This is a genomic window from Sphingobium sp. TCM1 (assembly GCF_001650725.1).
In the GTDB taxonomy this organism is placed as follows: domain Bacteria; phylum Pseudomonadota; class Alphaproteobacteria; order Sphingomonadales; family Sphingomonadaceae; genus Sphingobium.
The window spans coordinates 74,306-95,541 of the sequence record NZ_LXVX01000041.1 but is presented as its reverse complement, the minus strand read 5'-3'; the positions used below and the strand labels follow the sequence as shown (position 1 = coordinate 95,541).

At 65.5% G+C, this 21,236-nt stretch carries 17 protein-coding genes; 14 read left to right on the top strand and 3 right to left on the bottom strand.

The window, feature by feature from the left end:
- Positions 1 to 4: 4 nt before the first annotated feature.
- Both hemE and A7Q26_RS24050 read left to right on the top strand, forming a co-directional pair.
- The gene (gene hemE / locus A7Q26_RS24055; RefSeq protein ID WP_066865791.1) at positions 5 to 1,063 is read left to right on the top strand and encodes a uroporphyrinogen decarboxylase; all 1,059 of its coding nucleotides are present in this window, start codon (positions 5 to 7) and stop codon (positions 1,061 to 1,063) included.
- The gene (locus A7Q26_RS24050; protein WP_066865787.1) at positions 1,063 to 1,503 is read left to right on the top strand and encodes a CopD family protein; all 441 of its coding nucleotides are present in this window, start codon (positions 1,063 to 1,065) and stop codon (positions 1,501 to 1,503) included. Before hemE ends, A7Q26_RS24050 begins: the two co-directional genes overlap by 1 nt.
- A 24-nt stretch (positions 1,504 to 1,527) precedes the next feature.
- Here A7Q26_RS24050 and panC read toward each other — a convergent pair whose 3' ends face one another.
- Positions 1,528 to 2,373 carry a pantoate--beta-alanine ligase gene (gene panC / locus A7Q26_RS24045; protein ID WP_066865784.1) on the bottom strand — a complete coding sequence of 282 codons (846 nt, stop codon included), beginning with the start codon at positions 2,371 to 2,373 and terminating at the stop codon, positions 1,528 to 1,530.
- A 107-nt stretch (positions 2,374 to 2,480) separates the two neighbouring features.
- Between panC and A7Q26_RS24040 the strand changes: the two genes are divergently transcribed.
- From A7Q26_RS24040 to A7Q26_RS23985, 12 genes are all read left to right on the top strand, one after another.
- Positions 2,481 to 3,287 carry a division plane positioning ATPase MipZ gene (locus A7Q26_RS24040; RefSeq protein ID WP_066865781.1) on the top strand — a complete coding sequence of 269 codons (807 nt, stop codon included), beginning with the start codon at positions 2,481 to 2,483 and terminating at the stop codon, positions 3,285 to 3,287.
- The gene (locus A7Q26_RS24035; protein WP_066865778.1) at positions 3,287 to 3,721 is read left to right on the top strand and encodes a J domain-containing protein; all 435 of its coding nucleotides are present in this window, start codon (positions 3,287 to 3,289) and stop codon (positions 3,719 to 3,721) included. The genes A7Q26_RS24040 and A7Q26_RS24035 overlap by 1 nt, the downstream gene beginning before the upstream one ends.
- Entirely contained in the window at positions 3,718 to 5,100 is a 1,383-nt protein-coding gene (gene pgmG, locus A7Q26_RS24030; RefSeq protein WP_066865775.1) for a phosphoglucomutase/phosphomannomutase PgmG, read from the top strand. Before A7Q26_RS24035 ends, pgmG begins: the two co-directional genes overlap by 4 nt.
- A 419-nt stretch (positions 5,101 to 5,519) precedes the next feature.
- Positions 5,520 to 6,821 carry an OmpP1/FadL family transporter gene (locus A7Q26_RS24025; protein ID WP_066865772.1) on the top strand — a complete coding sequence of 434 codons (1,302 nt, stop codon included), beginning with the start codon at positions 5,520 to 5,522 and terminating at the stop codon, positions 6,819 to 6,821.
- A 51-nt stretch (positions 6,822 to 6,872) separates the two neighbouring features.
- Positions 6,873 to 8,033 carry a flavodoxin-dependent (E)-4-hydroxy-3-methylbut-2-enyl-diphosphate synthase gene (ispG, locus tag A7Q26_RS24020; protein ID WP_066865770.1) on the top strand — a complete coding sequence of 387 codons (1,161 nt, stop codon included), beginning with the start codon at positions 6,873 to 6,875 and terminating at the stop codon, positions 8,031 to 8,033.
- A gap of 17 nt (positions 8,034 to 8,050) precedes the next feature.
- Positions 8,051 to 8,968 (top strand): DMT family transporter, encoded by a 918-nt coding sequence (locus A7Q26_RS24015; protein WP_066865767.1) that lies wholly within the window; start codon positions 8,051 to 8,053, stop codon positions 8,966 to 8,968.
- Positions 8,965 to 9,444: a GNAT family N-acetyltransferase gene (locus A7Q26_RS24010; RefSeq protein WP_066865765.1), complete on the top strand. Its 480-nt coding sequence runs from the start codon at positions 8,965 to 8,967 to the stop codon at positions 9,442 to 9,444. The genes A7Q26_RS24015 and A7Q26_RS24010 overlap by 4 nt, the downstream gene beginning before the upstream one ends.
- 360 nt (positions 9,445 to 9,804) lie before the next feature.
- Entirely contained in the window at positions 9,805 to 12,132 is a 2,328-nt protein-coding gene (locus A7Q26_RS24005; protein ID WP_066865762.1) for an FtsK/SpoIIIE family DNA translocase, read from the top strand.
- A 396-nt stretch (positions 12,133 to 12,528) separates the two neighbouring features.
- Positions 12,529 to 13,167: a LolA family protein gene (locus A7Q26_RS24000; protein ID WP_066865759.1), complete on the top strand. Its 639-nt coding sequence runs from the start codon at positions 12,529 to 12,531 to the stop codon at positions 13,165 to 13,167.
- A gap of 246 nt (positions 13,168 to 13,413) precedes the next feature.
- Complete coding sequence (gene xth, locus A7Q26_RS23995) at positions 13,414 to 14,211, top strand: exodeoxyribonuclease III (protein ID WP_066865756.1); 798 nt, start codon at positions 13,414 to 13,416, stop codon at positions 14,209 to 14,211.
- Positions 14,211 to 15,272 (top strand): GTP cyclohydrolase II, encoded by a 1,062-nt coding sequence (gene ribA / locus A7Q26_RS23990; RefSeq protein ID WP_066865753.1) that lies wholly within the window; start codon positions 14,211 to 14,213, stop codon positions 15,270 to 15,272. Before xth ends, ribA begins: the two co-directional genes overlap by 1 nt.
- Complete coding sequence (locus A7Q26_RS23985; protein WP_066865750.1) at positions 15,269 to 15,787, top strand: L,D-transpeptidase family protein; 519 nt, start codon at positions 15,269 to 15,271, stop codon at positions 15,785 to 15,787. Before ribA ends, A7Q26_RS23985 begins: the two co-directional genes overlap by 4 nt.
- Before the next feature lie 9 nt (positions 15,788 to 15,796).
- Here A7Q26_RS23985 and A7Q26_RS23980 read toward each other — a convergent pair whose 3' ends face one another.
- A complete protein-coding gene (locus tag A7Q26_RS23980) occupies positions 15,797 to 18,559 on the bottom strand; it encodes a [protein-PII] uridylyltransferase (protein WP_066865747.1) in 2,763 nt (920 codons plus the stop codon).
- A 9-nt stretch (positions 18,560 to 18,568) separates the two neighbouring features.
- Positions 18,569 to 21,220, bottom strand: coding sequence for a DNA mismatch repair protein MutS (gene mutS / locus A7Q26_RS23975; protein WP_066865743.1), 2,652 nt, complete (start codon positions 21,218 to 21,220; stop codon positions 18,569 to 18,571).
- Positions 21,221 to 21,236: the final 16 nt, after the last annotated feature.

The following is a 21,236-nucleotide window of genomic DNA, read 5'->3' as shown; positions in this document are numbered from 1 at the left end:
TCTGATGAGCTTTGACGCCCCGGCGCGCCTCGCCGAAAAACCCCTCCTGGGCGTCCTCCAGGGTGAACGCCCAGCCGTGCCGCCCATGTGGCTGATGCGCCAGGCTGGACGATATCTGCCCGAATATCGCGCCTTGCGGGCGGAGAAAGGCGGATTCCTGGAACTCGTCTATGACAGCGAAGCTGCGGCCGAAGTGACTCTCCAGCCGCTCCGGCGTTTCGGATTCGACGGCGCCATCCTCTTTTCGGACATTTTGATCGTGCCCTATGCCATGGGGCAGGATCTCTGGTTCGAGGCCGGGGAAGGTCCGCGCCTGGCACCCATATTGGCCGAAACCGCGCTGTCGGTGCTGAAGCCGGATTTCAGCCGGTTCGAGGCGGTCTATGAGACGGTAAGACGGGTAAAGGCCGCCCTTGATCCCCATGTCACCTTCCTGGGCTTCGCCGGCAGCCCCTGGACCATCGCCACCTATATGGTCGCGGGGCAGGGCAGCAAGGATCATGGTGCCGCCCGTCGCATGGCCTACAACGAACCAGACAGTTTCGCGGCTTTGATCGACGCGATCATCGACGCCACCGTCGTCTATCTTTCCGGCCAGATTCAGGCAGGCGTGGAAGCCGTGCAGCTGTTTGACAGCTGGGCAGGCAGCCTTGCCCCGCTTCAGTTCGAACGCTGGGTGATCGAGCCGAACCGGCGGATCGTCGAGCGACTGAAGGCGCTGCATCCCGATGTTCCGGTCATCGGCTTTCCCAAGGGCGCGGGCGCCAAGCTGGCCGACTATGCCGCGCGCACCGGGGTCGATGCGATAGGCGTGGACGAGACGATCGATCCGCATTGGGCCAACCGGGCGCTGCCGCAGGGAATGCCGGTGCAGGGCAATCTCGATCCGCTGGCGCTGATCGCCGGTGGCCGCGCGGTTGAGGAAGCGGTCGACACTATCCGCGCCGCCTTCGCCGACCGCCCGCATATCTTCAATCTGGGCCATGGCATATTGCCCGACACGCCCCTATCGCATGTCGAGGCGCTGATCCGCCATGTGCGGCAACGGGGAGTTCGCGACTGATGGCCTATCTTGGTGCCGCCTATCTCTGGGTGAAGGCTGCCCATGTCATCTTCGTCATCTTCCTGATGGCCGGGCTGTTCATGATGCCGCGTTTCTTCGTCTATCATCAGGAAACCCTGCCCGGATCACCCGAGGACAAGAGGTGGATCGAGCGCGAGGGACGGCTGCTCAAGATCATCCTCAATCCCTCGCTGATCCTCGTCTGGCTGTTCGGGCTGATGCTGATGGTCGAGATCGGCGCCTGGCATTTCGGCTGGTTCCACCTGAAGCTGCTCTTCGTGCTGGGGCTGTCCGGCTATCATGGCTGGATCGCCGGCTATGTGAAGAAGCTCGCAAGGGGACAGCGCCCACTGACCGACCGGCAACTGCGGATGCTGAACGAGATTCCCGGCATCGCCGCCGCCGTCATCGTCATCGCCGTGATCGTGAAGCCCTTTTAGGCGCTGCCGTTCGAACAGGCGGCATCAGGCAGGGTCGATCGCAATATTGTCGATCAGCCGGGTGGTGCCCAGCTTGGCCGCACCGAGCAGCCGCGCCGGACGGTCGAGCGCATGGATCGGCGCCAGTGTAGCCGCATCGCACAGCGTCACATAATCGATCGGATCAAAGCCGTGTGCCGCCAGCGAGGCGATCGCCTTCGCCAGCGCCGCATCGACCGGCTCGCCCTTCTCGATCTGCCGCTTCGCCTCGCCAAGTGCGCGGGGCAGGGCGAGCGCCGCCTTGCGCTCTTCGTCGGTCAGATAGGCGTTGCGGGAAGAGAGGGCGAGGCCGTCCTCGGCCCGCTGGGTCGGCATCCCGACGATCTCCACGGCCATGTCCAGGTCCGCGACCAGGCGCCGGATCACCGCGAGCTGCTGATAATCCTTCTCGCCGAAGATGGCGATGTCGGGCCGCACCTGGTTGAACAGTTTGGCGACGACCGTCGCCACCCCGTCGAAATGGCCCGGCCGGGCCGCGCCGTCCAGACCTTCGCTGATCCCGGACACGCTGATATTGGTCGCGAAACCGGCGGGGTACATCATGTCCACGCCGGGCGCCCAGAGAATGTCGACCCCCGCCGCCGCCAGCATCTGTGCGTCCTTGGCCTCCCGCCGGGGATAGGCGTCCAGATCCTCATGCTCCCCAAACTGTTTCGGGTTGACGAAGATCGACACGACGACATGCCGTCCGCGCCGCCTGGCTTCGTCTACCAGAGCCATGTGCCCGTCATGCAACGCGCCCATGGTGGGCACCAGAACCAGCGGCTTTCCGTCGCTCTTCAGCGTTTCGACGGCGGCGCGGAGGGCGGGCAGGTCACGCAGCGTTTGCACGGAAGTTATGGCTCCGATAAGGGCGACAGGATAGGAATGTCCTGCTAGGCTCGTGCCGGCGCGACCGTCAACAAACATTGCGACAATCAACGGGGTTATCAGGGGCAATGGCGAATCCGCAGCCGCATCTCATCGTTTTCGCCAACGAAAAGGGTGGGACGGGCAAGTCGACCACCGCGGTTCATACCGCTATCGCACTGTCGGCGCTCGGCCATAGCGTGGGCATGATTGACCTCGATCCGCGCCAGCGCACCGTCACCCGCTACATGGAAAATCGCCGTGAAACCGCGCGTCGGCGCGAAATCGACCTGCCGACTCCTGCTTTTTCGGTATTCACCGGCGACAGTATAGCCGCGCTGGACGATCAGGTGATCGAACTGGCGCAGGGCAAGGATTTCCTGGTCGTCGACACGCCCGGCCGCGACGATGTCTTCGCCCGGCATCTGGCGCCCCATGCCAACACGCTGGTCACGCCGATGAACGACAGCTTCGTCGATTTCGACCTGATCGGCCAGGTCGACCCGGAAACGTTCCGCGTGCGCCGCCTGTCCTTCTATTCCGAACTCATCTTCGAAACACGCAAGGCGCGGGCGAAGGTCGATGGCGTGTCGATCGACTGGGTGGTGCTGCGCAACCGCGTCCAGCATCATGACGCCCGCAACAAGAAGCGCGTTGGCGATGCATTGATGGAATTGTCCCGCCGCGTCGGCTTCCGCGTCATTCCCGGCCTGTCGGAACGCGTCATCTTTCGCGAACTCTTCCCTTCGGGCCTGACCCTGCTCGACAAGGGCCATCTGGGCGAACTGGGCGTCAGCCATATCGCGGCGCGGCAGGAACTGCGCGAGATGGTGTCGGGGCTGGCCCTGCCCACGCGCGAGGGCGTCGACTCGGTGGACCTGCTCGGCGCCGCCTGATGGGCGTGTTCGCACTGCTGCTCGCCGGGCTTGCCGTCTGGCTGATCTGGACGGGAAGGCTGCAACGCATGACGGCAAAGGATGGCATGGCGCTCGGAGCGGCGCTGGTGGGGGCGGTCTTCGCGGCCAAGGGCAAGCCGGTGATCGGGGCTCCGCTGCTGATCGGCGCGGCGCTTTTCTTCGTCAAGCAGGGGAAAGCCAGAACAGGCGCGCGCAAGCGTCCCATTGCACCGCCCCCGCCGCACCGCGCGGAGGATGTCGCCAGGGCGCGCGCGCTGCTCGGTGTCGCGCCCGATGCGGACGCCAGGACGATCCGCGCCGCCCATCGCCGCCTGATCGCGTCGGTCCATCCCGACAAGGGCGGCACCGAGGCGCTGGCTGCCCAGATCAACGCCGCGCGTGACCTGTTGCTCGAAGAACAGAAGACCCCATGACGCATCGTTTCGACCCGACGCTGCTGCGCGATTATGATCTGCGCGGTACGGTGGGCGAGACGCTCCATGCCGCCGACGCCCGGGCGCTGGGCCGCAGTTTCGGCACGGTCATCGCGCGCGCTGGCGGCAGCCGCGTTGCTGTGGGCTATGACGGGCGGCTGAGTTCGCCGATGCTGGAATCCGCGATGGTCGAAGGGCTGACTGAAAGCGGAATCGACGTCGTCCGCATCGGCCTTGGACCCACGCCGATGCTATATCATGCCGAGGCGACCGGCGATGTCGATGGCGGCATAGAGATAACCGGCAGTCATAATCCCGCCGACCAGAATGGCTTCAAGCTGGTCAAGGACCATGCCCCCTTTTTCGGAGCCGACATCCGGCGACTGGGAGCCATGGCGGCGAGCGGCGACTGGGAATCGGGCACGGGACGGATCGAAACGGTCGCGGTGACGGACGCCTACGCCGCCCGGCTGGTGCAGGGATTTGACGGCCCGGCCTGCCGCATCGGCTGGGATGCGGGCAATGGCGCCGCAGGTCCGGTGGTGGAGAAGCTCGTGCAACTCCTGCCCGGTGAGCATCATTTGCTCTTCACCGAAGTGGACGGTCATTTTCCCCATCATCATCCCGATCCTTCCGAGGAGCGGAATCTGGCGGACCTGCGCGGGCTTGTCCTGGAGAAGCAGCTCGATTTCGGCGTGGCTTTCGATGGTGACGGCGACCGGATCGGGGTGGTGGACGGGCGGGGCAGGGTGATTGCCGGCGACCAGCTGCTGGGCCTGTTCGCGCAGGATGTCCTGAAGAACCGGCCCGGCGCGACGGTCGTCGCGGATGTGAAGACCAGCCAGCGCATATTCGACGCCATCGCCGGGCTGGGTGGCCAGCCGGACATGTGGAAGGCGGGCCACAGCCACATCAAGTCCAGAATGAAGCAGATTGGCAGCGTGCTCGGCGGCGAAACCACCGGCCATCTCTTCTTCGCTGACGATTATTATGGGTTTGACGACGGCCTTTATGCCGCCGTTCGCCTGATCCGACTGGTGGGGACACTGGGCCAAGGCGTCACGGCGCTGCGCGACGCGATGCCGGAGAGCGCCATCACGCCCGAATTGCGCCTTCCTGTGCCCGAGACGCGCAAGTTCGCGGTGGTGGAAGACGTCCTCGCCCGGCTTCGCATGATGGGTGCCGATGTTTGCGCCATCGATGGGGCACGGGTGCGGACGGCGGACGGCTGGTGGCTGCTGCGGGCGTCGAATACGCAGGCAGAACTGGTGGCGCGGGCGGAGGCGTCCGACGAGGCGGGGCTGGCCCGGTTGCTGGCGCACATCGATTCGCACCTCGCCGATTCGGGTATCGAAAGCCGCGTCACGCCGCGAAAATGACCCGACACGATCATATTCTATTAGCGCTATAATTTTTTGTGATCATCATTCCCTTACGGAATTATGGATTTTTGAGAATGATTGCAGGAAATGCAATCATGCGTGCCCGTTTCGCATTTGCGACAATCCGCGCTGCACTGCACAAGGAACGGGCCTTTCAGGCATCCTCTCCTAAAACTTCACAGCCGCCTTCCGGGCGGCTTTTTTTTTGCCTTTTTTCCGCTGCCGCTTTTCGCTTGCAGCCGTAGCGTCCGCGTCACGCTAACCATGAAAAATGCCCTGAAACCGCGGCAATGCCCGATCTTCAACACTGGAAATTAACGATATTCTTGATAAGCCGCCTGACTCATAAGCCCGGCTTGCGCGTTCGCGCGTCATCGGCCGGCATGAGAATAGCGCAACAAGCAGAGGATTTGCCCATGTCCCTTAGCCGCCGCCTTGGCTGTTTCCTTCTCGTGACCGGGGCCATGACCGCGTCGTCTCCCGCGCTGGCGGGCGGTTTCTATCTGCAGGAGCAATCCCCCATCGAAACCGGACGCGCGCTGTCCGGTGGCGCGGCGGCGGCGGATGATCCCTCGACCATTTATTTCAATCCCGCCGCCATGACCCAGTTGTCGGGCATCCAGACCTCTGTCGGCGGATCGCTGCTGATGGCGTCGGCGCACCAGACCAACCGGGGCAGCTATCGTTCCATTCCCGGATCGACGGTGCGGGTGCCGGTGACCGGCAATGACGGTGGAAACGCGTTCGAGAGCGTGATCCCGGTCCCCAGTTTCTACGCCAGCGCGCAGGTCAGCGATCGGTTGTGGCTGGGCCTGGGCGTGAATGCACCCTTCGGTCTGAAGCTGGAATATGATGACGGCTTCTTCGGTCGCTATGACTCGCTCTATACCGACCTCAAGACCTACAATATCCAGCCTTCCGCGGCGTATAAGCTGACCGACAGCCTGTCGATCGGCGGCGGCGTCGACGTGCAATATGTGAAGGCAGAACTGACCAATGCGCTGCCGCAACTGTCTCCGCTCGCCACCACCGACGGCTTTGCCAGTCTGAAGGGCGACGATTGGTCGGTCGGCTGGAACGCAGGTCTGTTCTATACCAGCGGAGACACCAATGTCGGGGTTCATTATCGCGCCGGCATAACGCATAAGCTGGCCGGCACCCAGAGCATTTCCGGCCTGACCGGGCTGCTCGCCGGGGCGAATGGGGCGTTTGCGGCGACCGCGCCGCTCAGCCTGCCCGATATCGTCACCGTCAGCATGATGCACCGCCTGACGCCCGGCCTGCGGGCGATGATCACCGGCAAATGGTATAACTGGTCCAAGTTCAAGGGGATCGCCGTGACCACCGCGTCGGGCACCACCAACAAGGAACTGGATTACCGGGACAGCTATTCGGTCAGCGTCGGCGGAGAATATGACGTCAGTCCCGCGCTGACCCTGCGGGCCGGAACGATGTTCGATCGGTCGCCGACCAACGCGCAGCATCTCACCACGCGCGTGCCCGATGGCGATCGTGTCTGGTTGAGCGGCGGCGGGACGTGGAACATGTCGGAATCGATGGCGCTGAACCTCAGCTACGCCCACACCTTCGTGGCGAAGGCGAACATCATTCGGCCGGACAGCTATTATCCATCGCCTGCGACCGTGACGGCGACGACCCTGTCCCAGACCAGCGGCAATGCGGACCAGATTGCCGCATCGCTAACCCTGCGCTTCTAACCGGCGCCAAAAATCCCTATAGGGGCTTCGTGAACACGGAGCCCCTATTTCATGTCCGACCATAATCCCGGCCTGCGCCCCTGGCGCGACATCGCGCGGCGGCAGTCGCGCCAGATCATGGTCGGCAATGTCCCGGTGGGCGGCGGCGCGCCGGTCACGGTCCAGACCATGACCAACACGCCGACATCCGACGCGAAGGCGACGATCGACCAGATCCGCCGGTGCGAGGAGGCGGGCGTCGACATCATCCGCGTGTCCTGCCCCGATGAGGAATCGACTGCGGCGCTCAGGCAGATCGTCCGCGCATCGCGCGTGCCGATCGTCGCGGACATCCATTTCCACTATAAGCGCGCGCTGGAAGCGGCCGACGCCGGTGCTGCCTGCCTGCGGATCAATCCGGGCAATATCGGCAGCGAAGCGCGAGTGAAGGAAGTGGTCGATGCGGCCAAGGCTAATGGCTGCTCGATCCGCATTGGCGTCAACGCAGGCAGCCTTGAGAAGGATCTGCTCGAAAAATATGGCGAGCCGTGCCCCGAGGCGCTGGTCGAAAGCGCGCTCGACCATATCAAGCTGCTCCAGGACCAGGATTTCCACGACTATAAGGTCGCGGTGAAGGCCAGCGACGTGTTCCTTGCCGTCGCTGCCTATATGCAACTTGCCGACGCGGTCGATTGCCCCCTCCACCTGGGCATCACCGAGGCGGGCGGCCTGATTGGCGGCACGGTGAAGAGCGCGATCGGCATCGGCAACCTGCTCTGGGCCGGGATCGGCGACACGATCCGCGTCTCCCTTTCCGCCGAGCCGGAAGAGGAAGTGCGGGTCGGCTATGAGATATTAAAGTCACTCGGCATCCGGACCCGCGGGGTCAAGGTCATCTCCTGTCCGTCCTGCGCGCGCCAGGGATTCGACGTCATCCGCACGGTGCAGGCGCTGGAGGAGAGGCTCCAGCATATCCATACGCCGCTTTCGCTGTCGGTGCTTGGCTGCGTCGTCAATGGTCCCGGCGAAGCGCGGGAAACCGACATCGGCCTGACCGGCGGCGGCAATGGCAAGCATATGGTCTATCTTTCGGGCGTCACCGACCACACGATTCACGACGCCGACATGGTCGATCATATCGTCAGGCTGGTCGAGGCCAAGGCGGCGGAGATCGAGGCCGCAAAGGCCGAAGCCGACATGACCGACGCGGGCAAGGCGCAGGCGGCGGAATAAGGCCGGACGGCCGGGACATGAGCGGGACTGGTCGCGGAATCGCGATACCCTTCGCCATATGTTGCATCGGGGTGGCGCTCTTCTCCGTCATGGATGCGGCGATGAAGGGACTGGGCCTTTCCATCGGGCTCTACAACGCGCTGTTCTGGCGCGCCGTCAGCGGGACGCTCCTTGGCCTGACGCTCATGCTGCTGACCCGCCAGCGCTGGCCGTCGCGCGCGGTGTTGCGGATCCATCTGCTGCGCGGCGTCGTCGTCGCGCTGATGGCGGCACTCTTCTTCTGGGCGATCATGCGATTGCCTTTGGCCGAAGCCATCGCCCTGTCCTTCATCGCGCCGCTCATCGCGCTCTACCTCGCCGCGCTGCTGCTGAACGAGAAGGTCGGGCGGCAGGCGATCGGCGCGTCCCTGCTCGGGCTGGTCGGCGTGGGCGTGATCCTGTCCGGCCGTCTGCATGGCGATTATGACGCCGATGCGCTGCTCGGCGCCGTCGCGGTCCTGATCTCGGCGGTCCTCTTCGCCTGGAACCTCATCATCCAGCGGCAGCAGGCGCAGGTCGCGTCGCCGATCGAAGTCGCCTTCTTCCAGCATCTCGTGATGCTGGGCGTCTTTGCGATCGGCGCCCCGCTGTTTGCGGTTTTCCCGCCGATCAAGGCTATCCCTCTGGTGCTGCTGGCGGCGGTTCTGGCCTTCACTTCGCTCGCGGCGTTGGCCTGGGCCTACGCCCGTGCGGAGGCGCAGCGGTTGATCCCGGTCGAATATAGCGCCTTCGTCTGGGCCGCGATCATCGGCTGGCTGGTCTTTGGCGAGCGGCTGACGCTGACCACACTGGCGGGCGCCTTGCTGATCGTTGCCGGCTGTCTTATCGCGGCCCGCACGAAGCGGGCGGACGTCCCTGATGGTCGGGGCGCCCATGTGGAAGCGGGAACGGTATGAGCATCATCATTCGGGACGCGGTGGCGGACGACATCGACGTCATCCAGGATTTCATCCGGGCGCTCGCTGACTATGAACGGCTGTCCCATGAGGTGAAGGCCGATCGCGAGACGCTGGCCCGCTATCTGTTCGGCCCGCGCCCGATGGCAGAGGTGCTGATCGCCGAGCATCAGGGTGCGCCGGTCGGCTTCGCCCTCTTCTTCCACAATTTCTCGACCTTCGAGGGCCGGCCCGGACTCTATCTGGAGGATCTGTTCGTCCTGCCGCAGGCGCGGGGACTGGGCGCGGGCAAGGCTTTGCTGGCGCGTCTGGCGCAGCTTGCCATCGAACGCGACTGCGCCCGGCTCGAATGGTCGGTGCTCGATTGGAACGAGCCGGCCATCGCGGTGTACCGCGCGATCGGCGCCCGACCGATGGACGAATGGACGGTACAGCGCCTGGACGGCAACGCCCTGAAGGCGCTGGCCGCGTCCTAGAACGCGCTGCGTTAAATCGGACGCAGGACGCGCGCTCTAGTTGTTTGTTGTCGCATCGTGTTTTGCGCAAAATCGGTGCCCACTTTTGCGCAGGATGCTCTAGTCCTTCAGCCAGTCCTCGGTGCTGACGAACAGCAGGCCGGCGGCGAAGGCGCCGAGCGCGAGGACGACCAGGGCGGGATAATAGGCAGCGATCATGGGATGGACTCCTTTCGCGCCGCTTGTACCGCGCCTGCCACGGCCACTTCGATACGGGTTGTTACGGACCCGTTGAGACGGGCCGAAGGGCCGCAGGCTTGACGCGGACTCACCGCCGGAGGCATTGTGCCGATCCGGAACATTTGGGGGACATGCAGTCATATGGCCGTCGGCCGCACCGTGAAACGCTCGCCGGAATGGCGTGAAATGCTCAAGCGCAGCCTGATCCGCAGCGGGGCGCTGATCGGGGCTTTCGCGCTGATGCTCGCGACGCTGTTCCTGGCGCTGGCGCTGTTGAGCTATACGCCCAGCGACCCGTCGATGAACACGGTCGCGGGCGAGCATGTCGCCAATATCATGCAGGCGCCCGGCGCATGGGTCGCCGATTTCCTCCTGTGGCTGCTGGGCGTGCCGGTGGCGCTGGTTCTGCCCTTGATGGCGATCACCGCGCGCCGCCTCTGGGGCGATCAGGACATGGCGGGATGGAAGGCGCAGTTCGGCAAATGCCTGTTCGGCATCATCCTGATCGGCATCGCGCTGGCCCTGTTCCAGAGCGAGCCGCTGGTCGGGCTGCCCGCCGGTTGGGGGGGCGTCATCGGTCTTGTCATCGCGAAGGGCATTGCCAGCCTGACCGCGCAGGCGCCAGTCGCCGCGCCCTGGATCAGGGGCATCCTGATCGTCATCACGCTGATCGCCGGCCTCTTCACCTGTTACCGCAGCCTGGCGCTGGAGAAGCCGATCATCGCGCTGCGGCGTCCCTCACTCCCCCGGCTCAGCCTGCCGCGCCCCAGCCTGGCCTTTGCCGGCGGCGCGGCGCTGCCTGACGAGGAGGAGGAGGAGGATGACGAGCCGGTGGAACGCGTCATCGCGCCGCGCAAGCAGGTGTCGAACGAGCCCAAGCCGCCCATCACCATCCAGACGCCCAAGCCCGCGCCGGTGCAGCGGTCCATGGCGCCGGTCAGCCAGGACGACCTGTTCGGCAACAGCTCGCTGCCCTCGCCCGACCTGCTCAATCCCATCCCCGCGAGCCAGGGCGGCAAGATCGACAAGGCGGCGCTGGAGCGCAACGCGCGCCTGCTGGAGAGCGTACTCGACGACTTCCATGTGAAGGGCAATATCGTCGAAGTGCGGCCCGGCCCGGTCGTCACCATGTATGAGCTGGAACCGGCGCCGGGCATCAAGGCGAGCCGGGTGATCGCGCTGGCCGACGACATCGCCCGCAACATGTCGGCGCTCTCGGCCCGCGTCGCGACGATTCCCGGCCGCACCGTCATTGGCATCGAATTGCCCAACGCCCATCGCGAGGGCGTATCCTTCCGCGAGCTCATCACGTCGGAGCAGTTCGCGCAGGAAGCGACGCTGCCGATCATCCTGGGCAAGAATATCTCGGGCGAGCCGATCATCGCCGATCTCGCCCCCATGCCCCACCTGCTGATCGCGGGCACCACCGGGTCGGGCAAGTCGGTCGGCCTCAACGCCATGATCCTGTCGCTGCTCTACCGCATGACGCCGGACCAGTTGCGACTGATCATGATCGATCCCAAGATGCTGGAACTGTCGACCTATGACGATATTCCGCATCTCCTCTCGCCGGTCGTCACCGAACCGGCCAAGGCGATCCGTGCGCTGAAATGGGCGGTGGAGCAGATGGAGGACCGCTACCGCATGATGGCGTCGATCTCGGTCCGCAATCTCGCCAATTATAACGAGAAGGTCCGCGCCGCCAAGGCGAAGGGCAAGCCGCTCGGCCGCCGCGTCCAGACCGGCTATGATCCTGAAACCGGCAAGCCCATCTACGAGGAGGAACAGCTCGATTTCCAGCCGCTGCCGCAGATCGTGGTGGTGGTGGACGAGCTGGCCGACCTGATGATGACGGCGGGCAAGGAAGTCGAATTCCTGATCCAGCGGCTGGCGCAGAAGGCCCGTGCGGCGGGCATCCACCTGATCCTCGCGACACAGCGGCCTTCGGTCGACGTTATCACCGGCGTCATCAAGGCGAACCTGCCGACCCGCATCAGCTTCTTCGTCACGTCCAAGATCGACAGCCGCACCATCCTGGGCGAACAGGGCGCCGAGCAGCTGCTTGGCAAGGGCGACATGCTCTACATGCACGGCGGCAAGGGTCTGACCCGCGTCCATGGTCCCTTCGTGTCGGACGACGAGGTGCGCGTGGTCGCCGACCATTGGCGCGCCCAGGGTCAGCCCGACTATATCTCGGCCGTCACCGAGGAGCCGGAGGAGGGCAGTTTCGCGCTCGATGGGGTCGATCTGGGCGACGACAGCCCCGACGCCCAGCTGTTCCGCAAGGCGTGCCAGCTGGTGTTCGAAAACCAGAAGGCGTCGACCAGCTGGCTCCAGCGCCAGTTGCGGGTCGGCTACAACAGCGCCGCGCGGCTGATCGAGCGCATGGAGGAAGAGGGACTGGTTGGTCCACCCAACCATGTCGGCCGCCGCGAGGTGTTGCGCGACGAAAATGGGAATCCGATCTGAACCGGCTGGAAAATCATGACGATTGCACGTCATGCAATCGTGCTTTCGTCCTTCGCATTTGCGGCTATGAACCAGTTGGGACATAGAGAGCAGGCCTTTCAGGCATCCTCTCCTAAAAACTTTCAGGCCGGTCGTTTCGATCGGCCTTTTTTTTCGCGCGGAAAGCGGCTAGGCGTGCCCCTGCTGCTGCCGCGCCGATAACATAATTGGAGCGGTGCCGCCGGACAGACCGGCATGGCGAGGCGGGAGCATGGGGGATGGAGCTTGTCCCGATTTGCAGCGGATGCTCTCCCCCATCGACCCCAAAAGCTTGCAGTTTCGGAACAGCCGGGTTCACAGCGGGTTCAAGCCTCATATCCTAGTCCCATTCTCCCAGAACAACCGGAGTTGAACGTCATGAAGCGCATCATTGCGCCCCTCGCGCTTGCCCTTGCCGCCGCGCCGCTGGTCGTACCGGCGCTGCCCGTCGCGGCGCAGCAGGGTCGATCCGACCTTGGCCAGGTCAACGCCTATATTCGCGCGGTCACGACCCTGACGGCCGATTTCAGCCAGACCGACCGCAACGGCCAGACGCTGACCGGTCAGCTGACCCTGAAGCAGCCGGGCAAGATCCGCTTCCAATATCAGAAGGGCGTGCCGCTGCTGATCGTGGGCGACGGCAAGGCGCTGACGATGATCGATTATGAGGTGCGGCAGGTGCAACGCTGGCCGATCGGCAACTCGCCGCTGGGCGCCCTGCTCGATCCCAGCAAGGATCTGTCGAAGTTCGGCAAGGTCGTGCCTACCGGCGATCCGTCGATCCTGAGCGTGCAGGCGCGCGACGCCAAGCGGCCGGAGTTCGGGACGATCACGATGATCTTCAAGCGGGACGCCGCCAGCCCGGCGGGCTTGCAGCTCTATGGCTGGGTGGCGCTCGATTCGCAGAATAACCGCACGGCGGTGCGCCTCACCAATCAGCGTTACGGTGCGCCCGTCGCCGATTCCGCATTCCGCTGGACCGATCCGCGCCCCCGCGGTCGCTCGGCCGGCGGCTGAACGAGCAAACGACGGGACGGACCGAAAAACTTTGCTGTCCGTTCATCTGCCGCTCATATCCGGGGCGCTAATCAGAAACCCACGGCGAGAGACAAAACCGGGATTTCCCCCCTGTTACCCGGTCCCCAGCTTTCGCCGCGAAGCGCTTCAAGGGCGCGATCGAGACCCCCGTTCCACGCCCCCGGAGCGGGGGTCTTACGTTGTCCGGCGCTTGCGCATCCCCGCTTGCCCTCCTAGTGCATCCGCATGGCCGATACCCTCTCCATTTGCTCCTGGAACATCAACAGCGTCCGCGCGCGGATCGACATCGTCGAACAGCTGCTCCGGGAAGAAGCGCCCGACATATTGTGCCTTCAGGAAACCAAGGTGGTGAACGAGATATTCCCCACCGACATGTTCAGGCGGCTGGGCTATGTCCACCAGGTGCTGAACGGGCAGCGTATGCATCATGGCGTCGCGATCATGAGCAAGGTGCCGATCCATGAGGACGACCGGTTCGACTGGCAGGCCAATGGCGAGGCGCGCCATGTCGGGGTGCGGCTCGAAAATGGGGTGCGGATCGAGAATGTCTATGTCCCTGCCGGCGGCGACGTTCCCGACCGGGACGTGAATCCGAAATTCGGCCAGAAGCTCGATTTCTTGGAGCGGATGATCCAGTGGTCCTCCGCGCTCGACGACAAGCCGACCATCCTGACCGGCGACTTCAACATCGCGCCGCTGGAATGCGACGTGTGGAGCCACAAGCAGCTGCTCGACGTGGTCAGCCATACGCCGATCGAATGCGAGATTCTCGGTCGGCTCCAGGCGTCGAACGACTGGGTCGACATCGGCCGCCATTTCCATCCCGCGCCGGCGCGGCTCTACACCTGGTGGAGCTATCGGGCGAAGGACTGGGCGACGTCGGATCGCGGCCGCCGCCTTGACCATATGTGGATGACGAAGGATGTCGCGGAGAAGGCGACCAGCCACCGCGTCGTGGAACCGGCGCGCAGCTGGGTGAAACCGTCCGACCATATCCCCATCATCACCGAGTTCGCCTTCTGATGAGCGGGCGGGACGCTGCCCGCGCCATCGACGCGCTGCGCCGGGGCTGGGCAGTGCGCCTGACCGCGCCCGACGGCGCGATCCGGCTGATGGCGATCGAAGGCGCCGATGCGGTGACGCTGGCGGGCTTCGATCCCGACAGCGAAGCCGACATCTTGGTCTCCGCCGCGCGCGCCGAGACGCTGAAGCTGGCCAATCAGCTTGCCGCCGCCGACCCGGACCTTCCGGTGCTGATCGAACGGACACCGTGGATCGACGCCGACGTTGCGACCGCGATCGCCGATCCGGTGCTCGACCTTGCCTCGCCGCTCAAGGGGCCGTTCCGCGCCCGTCCGCTGACCGCGCCGCAGGCCGCCAAGGCGGCGCTGCGGCTGGCGCGGCTGGCCGGTATCCTGCCGGCCTATTTCCTGCTGGAAGGCGATGGGCCGGCGGAGGCGCAGGTCAGTGCCGACGACATCGCGGCCTATGACGATGCTGTCCATCTTGCTGTCGCGACCCGCGCGCGATTGCCGGTGTCGGCCAGCGAATCGGCTGAGATCGTCGCGTTCCGTAGCCCGGACGAGCCACGCGAGCATGTCGCGCTGATCGTCGGCAAGCGCGACTCCGCTCCCCCGGTGATCCGGCTGCACAGCGAGTGCCTGACCGGCGACGTGCTGGGCAGCCTGAAATGCGATTGCGGGCCGCAATTGCATGAGGCGCTGCACCAGATCGCCGATGCGCCCTGGGGCATATTGCTCTATCTGCGTCAGGAAGGACGCGGCATCGGCCTGGTCAACAAGCTGCGCGCCTATGCCATGCAGGACCAGGGATTCGACACGGTCGACGCCAATGTCCGTCTGGGCTTCGCCATCGATGCGCGCGATTTTTCGGTGGCGGCGCGGATGCTGGACCTGCTGGGGGTGGGCGAGGTGCGGTTGCTAACCAATAATCCGAACAAGGTGGCGGGGCTGGAAGCGGCCGGAATCAAGGTAGCCGAACGTCTCCCGATCATCCTCCCGTCCAACCCGCATAATGAGCGCTATCTTGCCACCAAGCGGGACCGCACCGGGCATCAGCTATGAGCCGACCGGCGGCGAATATCATCCGCGTCGAATGCGGTGCGGGCCGCCTGACCTTTGCTGATCTGACGATGTCCTGCACCATCGGGCGCGGGGGAGCCTGCCGGGCGGCGGACAAGCGCGAGGGCGATGGCTGCACCCCGATCGGGACATGGCCGATCCGCGGCGTGCTGCTGCGTCCGGGCAAGGCCGAGGGGAGGGGGATCGTGCTCCCCTGGCGCTGGGTCCGGGCGACGGACGGCTGGTCGGATGATGTTGCCGACCCCGCCTATAACCGCCCCGTCCGCCTGCCCCGTCCCTTCTCGGCCGAAAGCCTGATCCGCAGCGACGATGCCTATGACGTCATCATCGTCCTGGGCCATAATGACGCCCCGCCCGTGCCGGGACAGGGCAGCGCCATCTTCTTCCACCTGTCCGAAGGGCGCCCGACCGCAGGTTGCGTGGCGGTGGAGCGGACCGACATGCTGCGCCTGCTGCCGCTGCTCGCGCCGGGCGATCTGATGGAGATCATGCCCTGACGGGGCGGCTCACGCCATTTCCAGCGCCTCACCCACTTCGCCGCCGGCCGCTTCGAGCAGGCGCCGCTCCAGCGTCTGCAACCGGCCCTTGCTCTCGATCTTCCCGCCCAGCAGGTCGGTGACGTAGAAGGTGTCGACCGCCCGTTCGCCATAGGTGGCGACATGGGCGCTATGGACCGTGACCTTCGACTGGAACAGGGCGTTGGCCAGGCTGAACAGCAGCGCCGGCCGGTCGCGGGCATTCACCTCGACCACGGTGAAGCGATTGGACGCCTTGTTGTCGATCAGCACATTCGGCTCGATGCGGAAGGCTTCGGCGCGGGTGCGGGGCAGGGGACGCGCCGCGAGCTTGGTGATGAGGCGATGCCGGTTCGACAGCGAATCCTCGATCGCGTTGCGGATGCGGGCCAGCTGTTCGGGACTGTGGAAGGCGCCGCCCAGCGGGTCCTGCACCAGGAAGTTGTCGATCGCCACGCCGTCGCGCGTCGTATGGATGCGCGCGTCGATGATGTTGCCGCCTGCCAGATGAATGGCCCCCGCGATCCGGTAGAACAGGCCCGGATGGTCCGCCGCATAGACGGTGACGAGGGTCGCGCCGCGCTGCGGGTAATAATGGGCCGCGATCGACAGCGGGGATTCGCCCGATGCCAGGATATGCTGGGCGTTATGGACCAGAATATCCTCCGGCTCGGCGATCCAGTAGGATTCGGGCAGGCGCTTGCTGAACGCCGCGAACGCGGCATCGTCCATGCCCAGCGCCTGACGCAGCCCTTCCTGCTTGGCGGTGACCCGTTCGCCGCGGCCCTTCTGCTTATGGCCCAGGCGCAGCACTTCCTCGGCCGCGTCATAGAGATCGCCCAGCAATTGACGTTTCCAGCTGTTCCAGACGCCCGGACCCACGGCGCGAATATCGACCACGGTCAGGCAGAGCAGCAGGCGCAATCGTTCCGGGCTTTGCACCACGTCGACGAAGTCGAGGATCGTCTTGTAGTCGGCCAGGTCGCGCTTGAATGCGGTCGCCGACATCAGCAGGTGATAGCGGACCAGCCAGGCTACGGTCTCCGTCTCTGCCGGGGTCATGCCCAGGCGCGGGCAGAGATGTTCGGCCACTTCCGCCCCCAATATGCTGTGGTCGCCGCCCCGCCCCTTGGCAATGTCGTGCAGCAGTACCGCGACATAGAGGACGCGGCGGGACAATATCTTGCCCATCAGGTCGGTGGCCAGCGGATGGTCGTCCGGCAGGTCGCCCTTCTCGATCCGCGCCAGCAGCCCCACCGCGCGAATGGTATGCTCATCGACGGTATAGTGATGGTACATGTCGAACTGCATCTGCGCGACGACGCGGCGGAAGTCGGGGACGAAACGGCCGAACACGGTCGATTCGTTCATCCAGCGCAGCACCGTTTCGGGATCGCGCGGTGAGGTCAGCACCTCCATGAAGGCGGCGTTGGCGCGGGGATCCTTGCGGATCTTGGCGGTGATCAGCCCGGCATCGCGGCTGGCCGCGCGCATGGCGCTGGGGTGAATCTGCAAGCCATGCTTGTCCGCCACGGCGAAGATGTCCAGCAGCCGCACCGGATCGGCCTGAAAGAAATCGTCGCTCGGCAGCGCCAGCCGTCCCCGTTCCAGCACGAATCCGTCCAGCTTCTTGGGGCGGCGGAAGATGGACGGGATATAGCGCCGTCCCTTCGGCCCCATCTGGTCGTCCAAATGCGCCAGAAACACGGCGGTGAGGTCCCCGACCGTCTTCGCGTTGAGGAAATAATAGCGCATGAAGCGCTCTACGCCCGACCGGCCGGCGCGCGCGGTGAAGCGCATCCGCGTCGCCGTTTCCAGCTGGAGGTCGAAGGTCAGCCGGTCCTCGGCCCGGCCGGTGATGGTGTGGAGATGGCATCGCACCGCCCACAGGAAATCCTCGGCCTTCTGGAACTGGCGCAATTCGGTCTGCGTCAGCAGACCGACATCGACCAGTTCGGCGACCGATCGCACCCGGTTCACATATTTGCCGATCCAGAACAATGTGTGCAGGTCGCGCAGGCCGCCCTTGCCTTCCTTCACATTGGGTTCGACGACATAGCGGCTGTCGCCCATGCGCTTGTGGCGCTCGTCGCGTTCTTCCAGCTTCTCGGTCACGAAGGCGCGGGCATTGCCCTGCATCACCTCGGCATCGAAGCGCGTGGAGGTTTCCTCGTAAAGGGCGCGGTCGCCCCAGATATAGCGCGCCTCCAGCAGCGCGGTGCGGACGGTCAGGTCGCTTTTCGCCATCCGCATCGTCTCGTCGACCGAGCGGCTGCTATGACCCACCTTCAGCCCCAGATCCCAGAGCGAATAGAGCATGGATTCAATCACCTGCTCGGTCCAGCCGGTGGGCTTCCACGGGGTGATGAAGCCGATGTCGACATCGCTGTGCGGCGCCATTTCGCCCCGGCCATAGCCGCCCACTGCGATCAGCACGATCCGCTCGCCGGTGCTGCGGTTTCCGGCAGGATAGAGATGATGCGTCGTCGCATCGTAGAGCAGGCGAAGAATCTGGTCGATCAGGAACGCGAAGGCGGTCACGGATTCGCGCCCGCGCGTGGGCTTGGCCTCCAGTCGCTTGGCGACTTCGTGCCGGCCATGGTCGAGCGCGGCCTTCAATTCCCTGACGATCAGGCCGCGCAGCCGGACAGGATCGCCCCGGTGCTCCTGCGCCAGGGCGTTGATCGTATCGGAAATTGCACGCCTGTCGATGATTGCGCGGCGCGCTCCCAGGGCGGGGAACTGCATGACCATCTTTGCTATCTAGTCCCGTGCCGCATCGGCGGCCAGTTGTTTCAGTCGATATATGTGATCGAGCGCTTCACGCGGGGACAGGGCGTCGGCGTCGATCGCCTCGATCGCGGCGCGCAGCGGATTGGTCTTGTCCTCTTCCTCCTGCGCGGCGACCGCTGCAAATAGCGGCAGATCGTCCAGCCCGGCGGCGATCCCGCCGGTCCTCGCCTTGCCCGCTTCCAGCCGCCCCAGCACATCCTTGGCCCGTTTCAGGACCGCAGGCGGCAGTCCCGCCAGTCGCGCCACGGCCAGGCCATAGCTGCGATCGGCCGGCCCCTGCGCCAGTTCATGCAGCAGGATGAGGTCGCCCTTCCATTCGCGGGCGCGGACATGGTGCAGCGAGAGGGAGGATAGGGTCTCGGCGAGGCGGGTCAGTTCATGATAATGGGTCGCGAACAGGCAGCGGCAGCGATTGACCTCATGCACAGCCTCCACCACCGCCCAGGCCAGCGCCAGCCCGTCATAGGTGGAAGTGCCGCGCCCGACTTCGTCGAGGATGACGAAGCTGCGCTCGGTCGCCTGCGCGAGAATGGCGGCGGTCTCGACCATCTCCACCATGAAGGTGGAGCGGCCCCTGGCCAGATTGTCGGACGCGCCGACGCGGCTGAACAGGCGGTCGACCAAGGTTAGCGTCGCTGATTGGGCGGGCACATAGCCGCCCGCCTGCGCCAGGATGACGATCAGCGCATTCTGGCGCAGGAAGGTCGACTTGCCGCCCATGTTCGGGCCGGTGACGAGCCAGAGCCGGTCGGTGTCGGACAGGCGGCAGTCATTGGCGACGAAGGGCTGGCCCTCGCGGCGCAGCGCATCCTCCACCACCGGATGCCGCCCGCCGACAATGTCCAGGCACTGGCCCGCGCCGTCGGCGGGCACGAAATGCGGCCGCTGCCAGCCGCCCTCGGCCGCGCGTTCAGCCAGCGCGGCGGCGACGTCGAGCCGGGCGAGGGCATCGGCGGCGCGGGCGATATCGGCCTTGCGATCGAGCACTGCGCCGATCAGCTCCTCCAGATGGGCGGCTTCGGCGACCAGCGCATGGGCGCCGGCCTGCGCGACGCGCCCTGCTTCCTCATGCAGGTCGATCGAGTTGAAGCGCACCACCCCGGCCAACGTCTGGCGATGGGTGAAGCCGCTGTCGGGGGCCATGAGAGCATCGGCAGCGCGCGCCGGCACCTCGACATGATAGCCCAGCACGCCATTGTGGCGGATCTTGAGCGAGGCAATGCCCGTCTGCTCGCGATATTTCGCTTCCAGCGCGGCAATGGCGCGGCGGCCGTCACCCGCCATGCGGCGCAATTCGTCGAGCGCCGGATCATAGCCGTCGGCGATATAGCCGCCATTGCCTGTTTCGGTCGGAGGCGCGGGCACGAGCGCGCGCGACAGCCCATCCACCAACTCGCCATGGCCGTCGAGGGCGGGCAAGAGTTGCAACAGCAATTGCGGCATGTCCGGCAAGCGCCCCAATCGCTCGCGCAGCAGCCGCGCTTCGCCAAGGCCGTCGCGCAGCTGGCCCAGATCGCGCGGACTGCCACGGCCGACGGCGACGCGACCCAGCGCACGGCCGATGTCGGGCAGGGCGCGCAACGCCACGCGGAGCTGGTCGCGCAGGATGGAATCGTCATGGAACAGCCGGACGAGGCCCAGCCGCGCCTCGATCATGGAAAGGTCCATCAGCGGCGCCGACAGATCCTGCCCCAGCAGGCGGGCGCCCGCGCCCGTGACGGTGCGGTCGATCGCGCCCAGCAGACTGCCCGCGCGCGATCCGGCCATGGTCGCGACGATCTCCAGGCTCTCTCGCGTCGCCGCATCGATCGCCACATGGCCGCCGCTGGTCTTGCGCAGTGGCGGGGCGAGGAAGGGCAGCGTGCCTTTGCCCGCATGGTCGAGATAGGCGATGAGACCGCCCATCGCGGCCAGCTCTGCGCGGCCGAACTGGCCGAACCCGTCCAGCGTCGCGACCCCGAACAGGCGCTTCAGAGCGTCCTCCGCGCGGCTGCTGGAGAAAGCGGCACGATCGAACGGATGCGCTTCCGCCAGGTCGATCGCCGATCCGTCGGCGACCACCGTCTCGCTCGGCCGCAGCCGGGCCAGTTCGGCCGGCAGGTCGGCCAGGGGGCAGGTCATCGTTTCGAACCGGCCGGTGGAAATGTCGGCGGCGGCAATGCCGATCTCGCCCGCCGCTTCGCCCCCCACCTGCGCCAGCGCCACCAGCATATTGTCACGCCGGCTGTCGAGCAGCGTCTCCTCGGTCAGCGTGCCGGCGGTGACGTAGCGGACGATCGCCCGCGCCACGAGCGTCTTGCCGCCCCGTGCCTTCGCCTGCGCGGGCGTTTCGGTCTGTTCGGCGATGGCGACGCGATGCCCGCCCTTGATGAGGCGCGCCAGATAGCCCTCGGCGCTATGCACCGGGACGCCGCACATCGGGATCGGCGCGCCGCCATGCTCGCCCCGGCTGGTGAGCGCGATGTCGAGCGTCGCGGCGGCCATTTTTGCGTCGTCGAAGAACAGCTCGAAGAAATCGCCCATGCGGTAGAAGAGCAGGCAGTCCTGCGCTTCGGCCTTCAGCGCCAGATATTGCGCCATCATTGGTGTGGGCTGCGTGCTGCTATCGGTCGGACTGGCCATGGGGCAAGCGGATAGC

Bases quoted from the DNA above. Each gene is read 5' to 3' on its own strand.
- hemE (WP_066865791.1), top strand. From the start codon at position 5: ATGAGCTTTGACGCCCCGGCGCGCCTCGCCGAAAAACCCCTCCTGGGC.
- A7Q26_RS24050 (WP_066865787.1), top strand. From the start codon at position 1,063: ATGGCCTATCTTGGTGCCGCCTATCTCTGGGTGAAGGCTGCCCATGTC.
- A7Q26_RS24040 (WP_066865781.1), top strand. From the start codon at position 2,481: ATGGCGAATCCGCAGCCGCATCTCATCGTTTTCGCCAACGAAAAGGGT.
- A7Q26_RS24035 (WP_066865778.1), top strand. From the start codon at position 3,287: ATGGGCGTGTTCGCACTGCTGCTCGCCGGGCTTGCCGTCTGGCTGATC.
- pgmG (WP_066865775.1), top strand. From the start codon at position 3,718: ATGACGCATCGTTTCGACCCGACGCTGCTGCGCGATTATGATCTGCGC.
- A7Q26_RS24025 (WP_066865772.1), top strand. From the start codon at position 5,520: ATGTCCCTTAGCCGCCGCCTTGGCTGTTTCCTTCTCGTGACCGGGGCC.
- ispG (WP_066865770.1), top strand. From the start codon at position 6,873: ATGTCCGACCATAATCCCGGCCTGCGCCCCTGGCGCGACATCGCGCGG.
- A7Q26_RS24015 (WP_066865767.1), top strand. From the start codon at position 8,051: ATGAGCGGGACTGGTCGCGGAATCGCGATACCCTTCGCCATATGTTGC.
- A7Q26_RS24010 (WP_066865765.1), top strand. From the start codon at position 8,965: ATGAGCATCATCATTCGGGACGCGGTGGCGGACGACATCGACGTCATC.
- A7Q26_RS24005 (WP_066865762.1), top strand. From the start codon at position 9,805: ATGGCCGTCGGCCGCACCGTGAAACGCTCGCCGGAATGGCGTGAAATG.
- A7Q26_RS24000 (WP_066865759.1), top strand. From the start codon at position 12,529: ATGAAGCGCATCATTGCGCCCCTCGCGCTTGCCCTTGCCGCCGCGCCG.
- xth (WP_066865756.1), top strand. From the start codon at position 13,414: ATGGCCGATACCCTCTCCATTTGCTCCTGGAACATCAACAGCGTCCGC.
- ribA (WP_066865753.1), top strand. From the start codon at position 14,211: ATGAGCGGGCGGGACGCTGCCCGCGCCATCGACGCGCTGCGCCGGGGC.
- A7Q26_RS23985 (WP_066865750.1), top strand. From the start codon at position 15,269: ATGAGCCGACCGGCGGCGAATATCATCCGCGTCGAATGCGGTGCGGGC.
- A7Q26_RS23980 (WP_066865747.1), bottom strand. From the start codon at position 18,559: ATGGTCATGCAGTTCCCCGCCCTGGGAGCGCGCCGCGCAATCATCGAC.
- mutS (WP_066865743.1), bottom strand. From the start codon at position 21,220: ATGGCCAGTCCGACCGATAGCAGCACGCAGCCCACACCAATGATGGCG.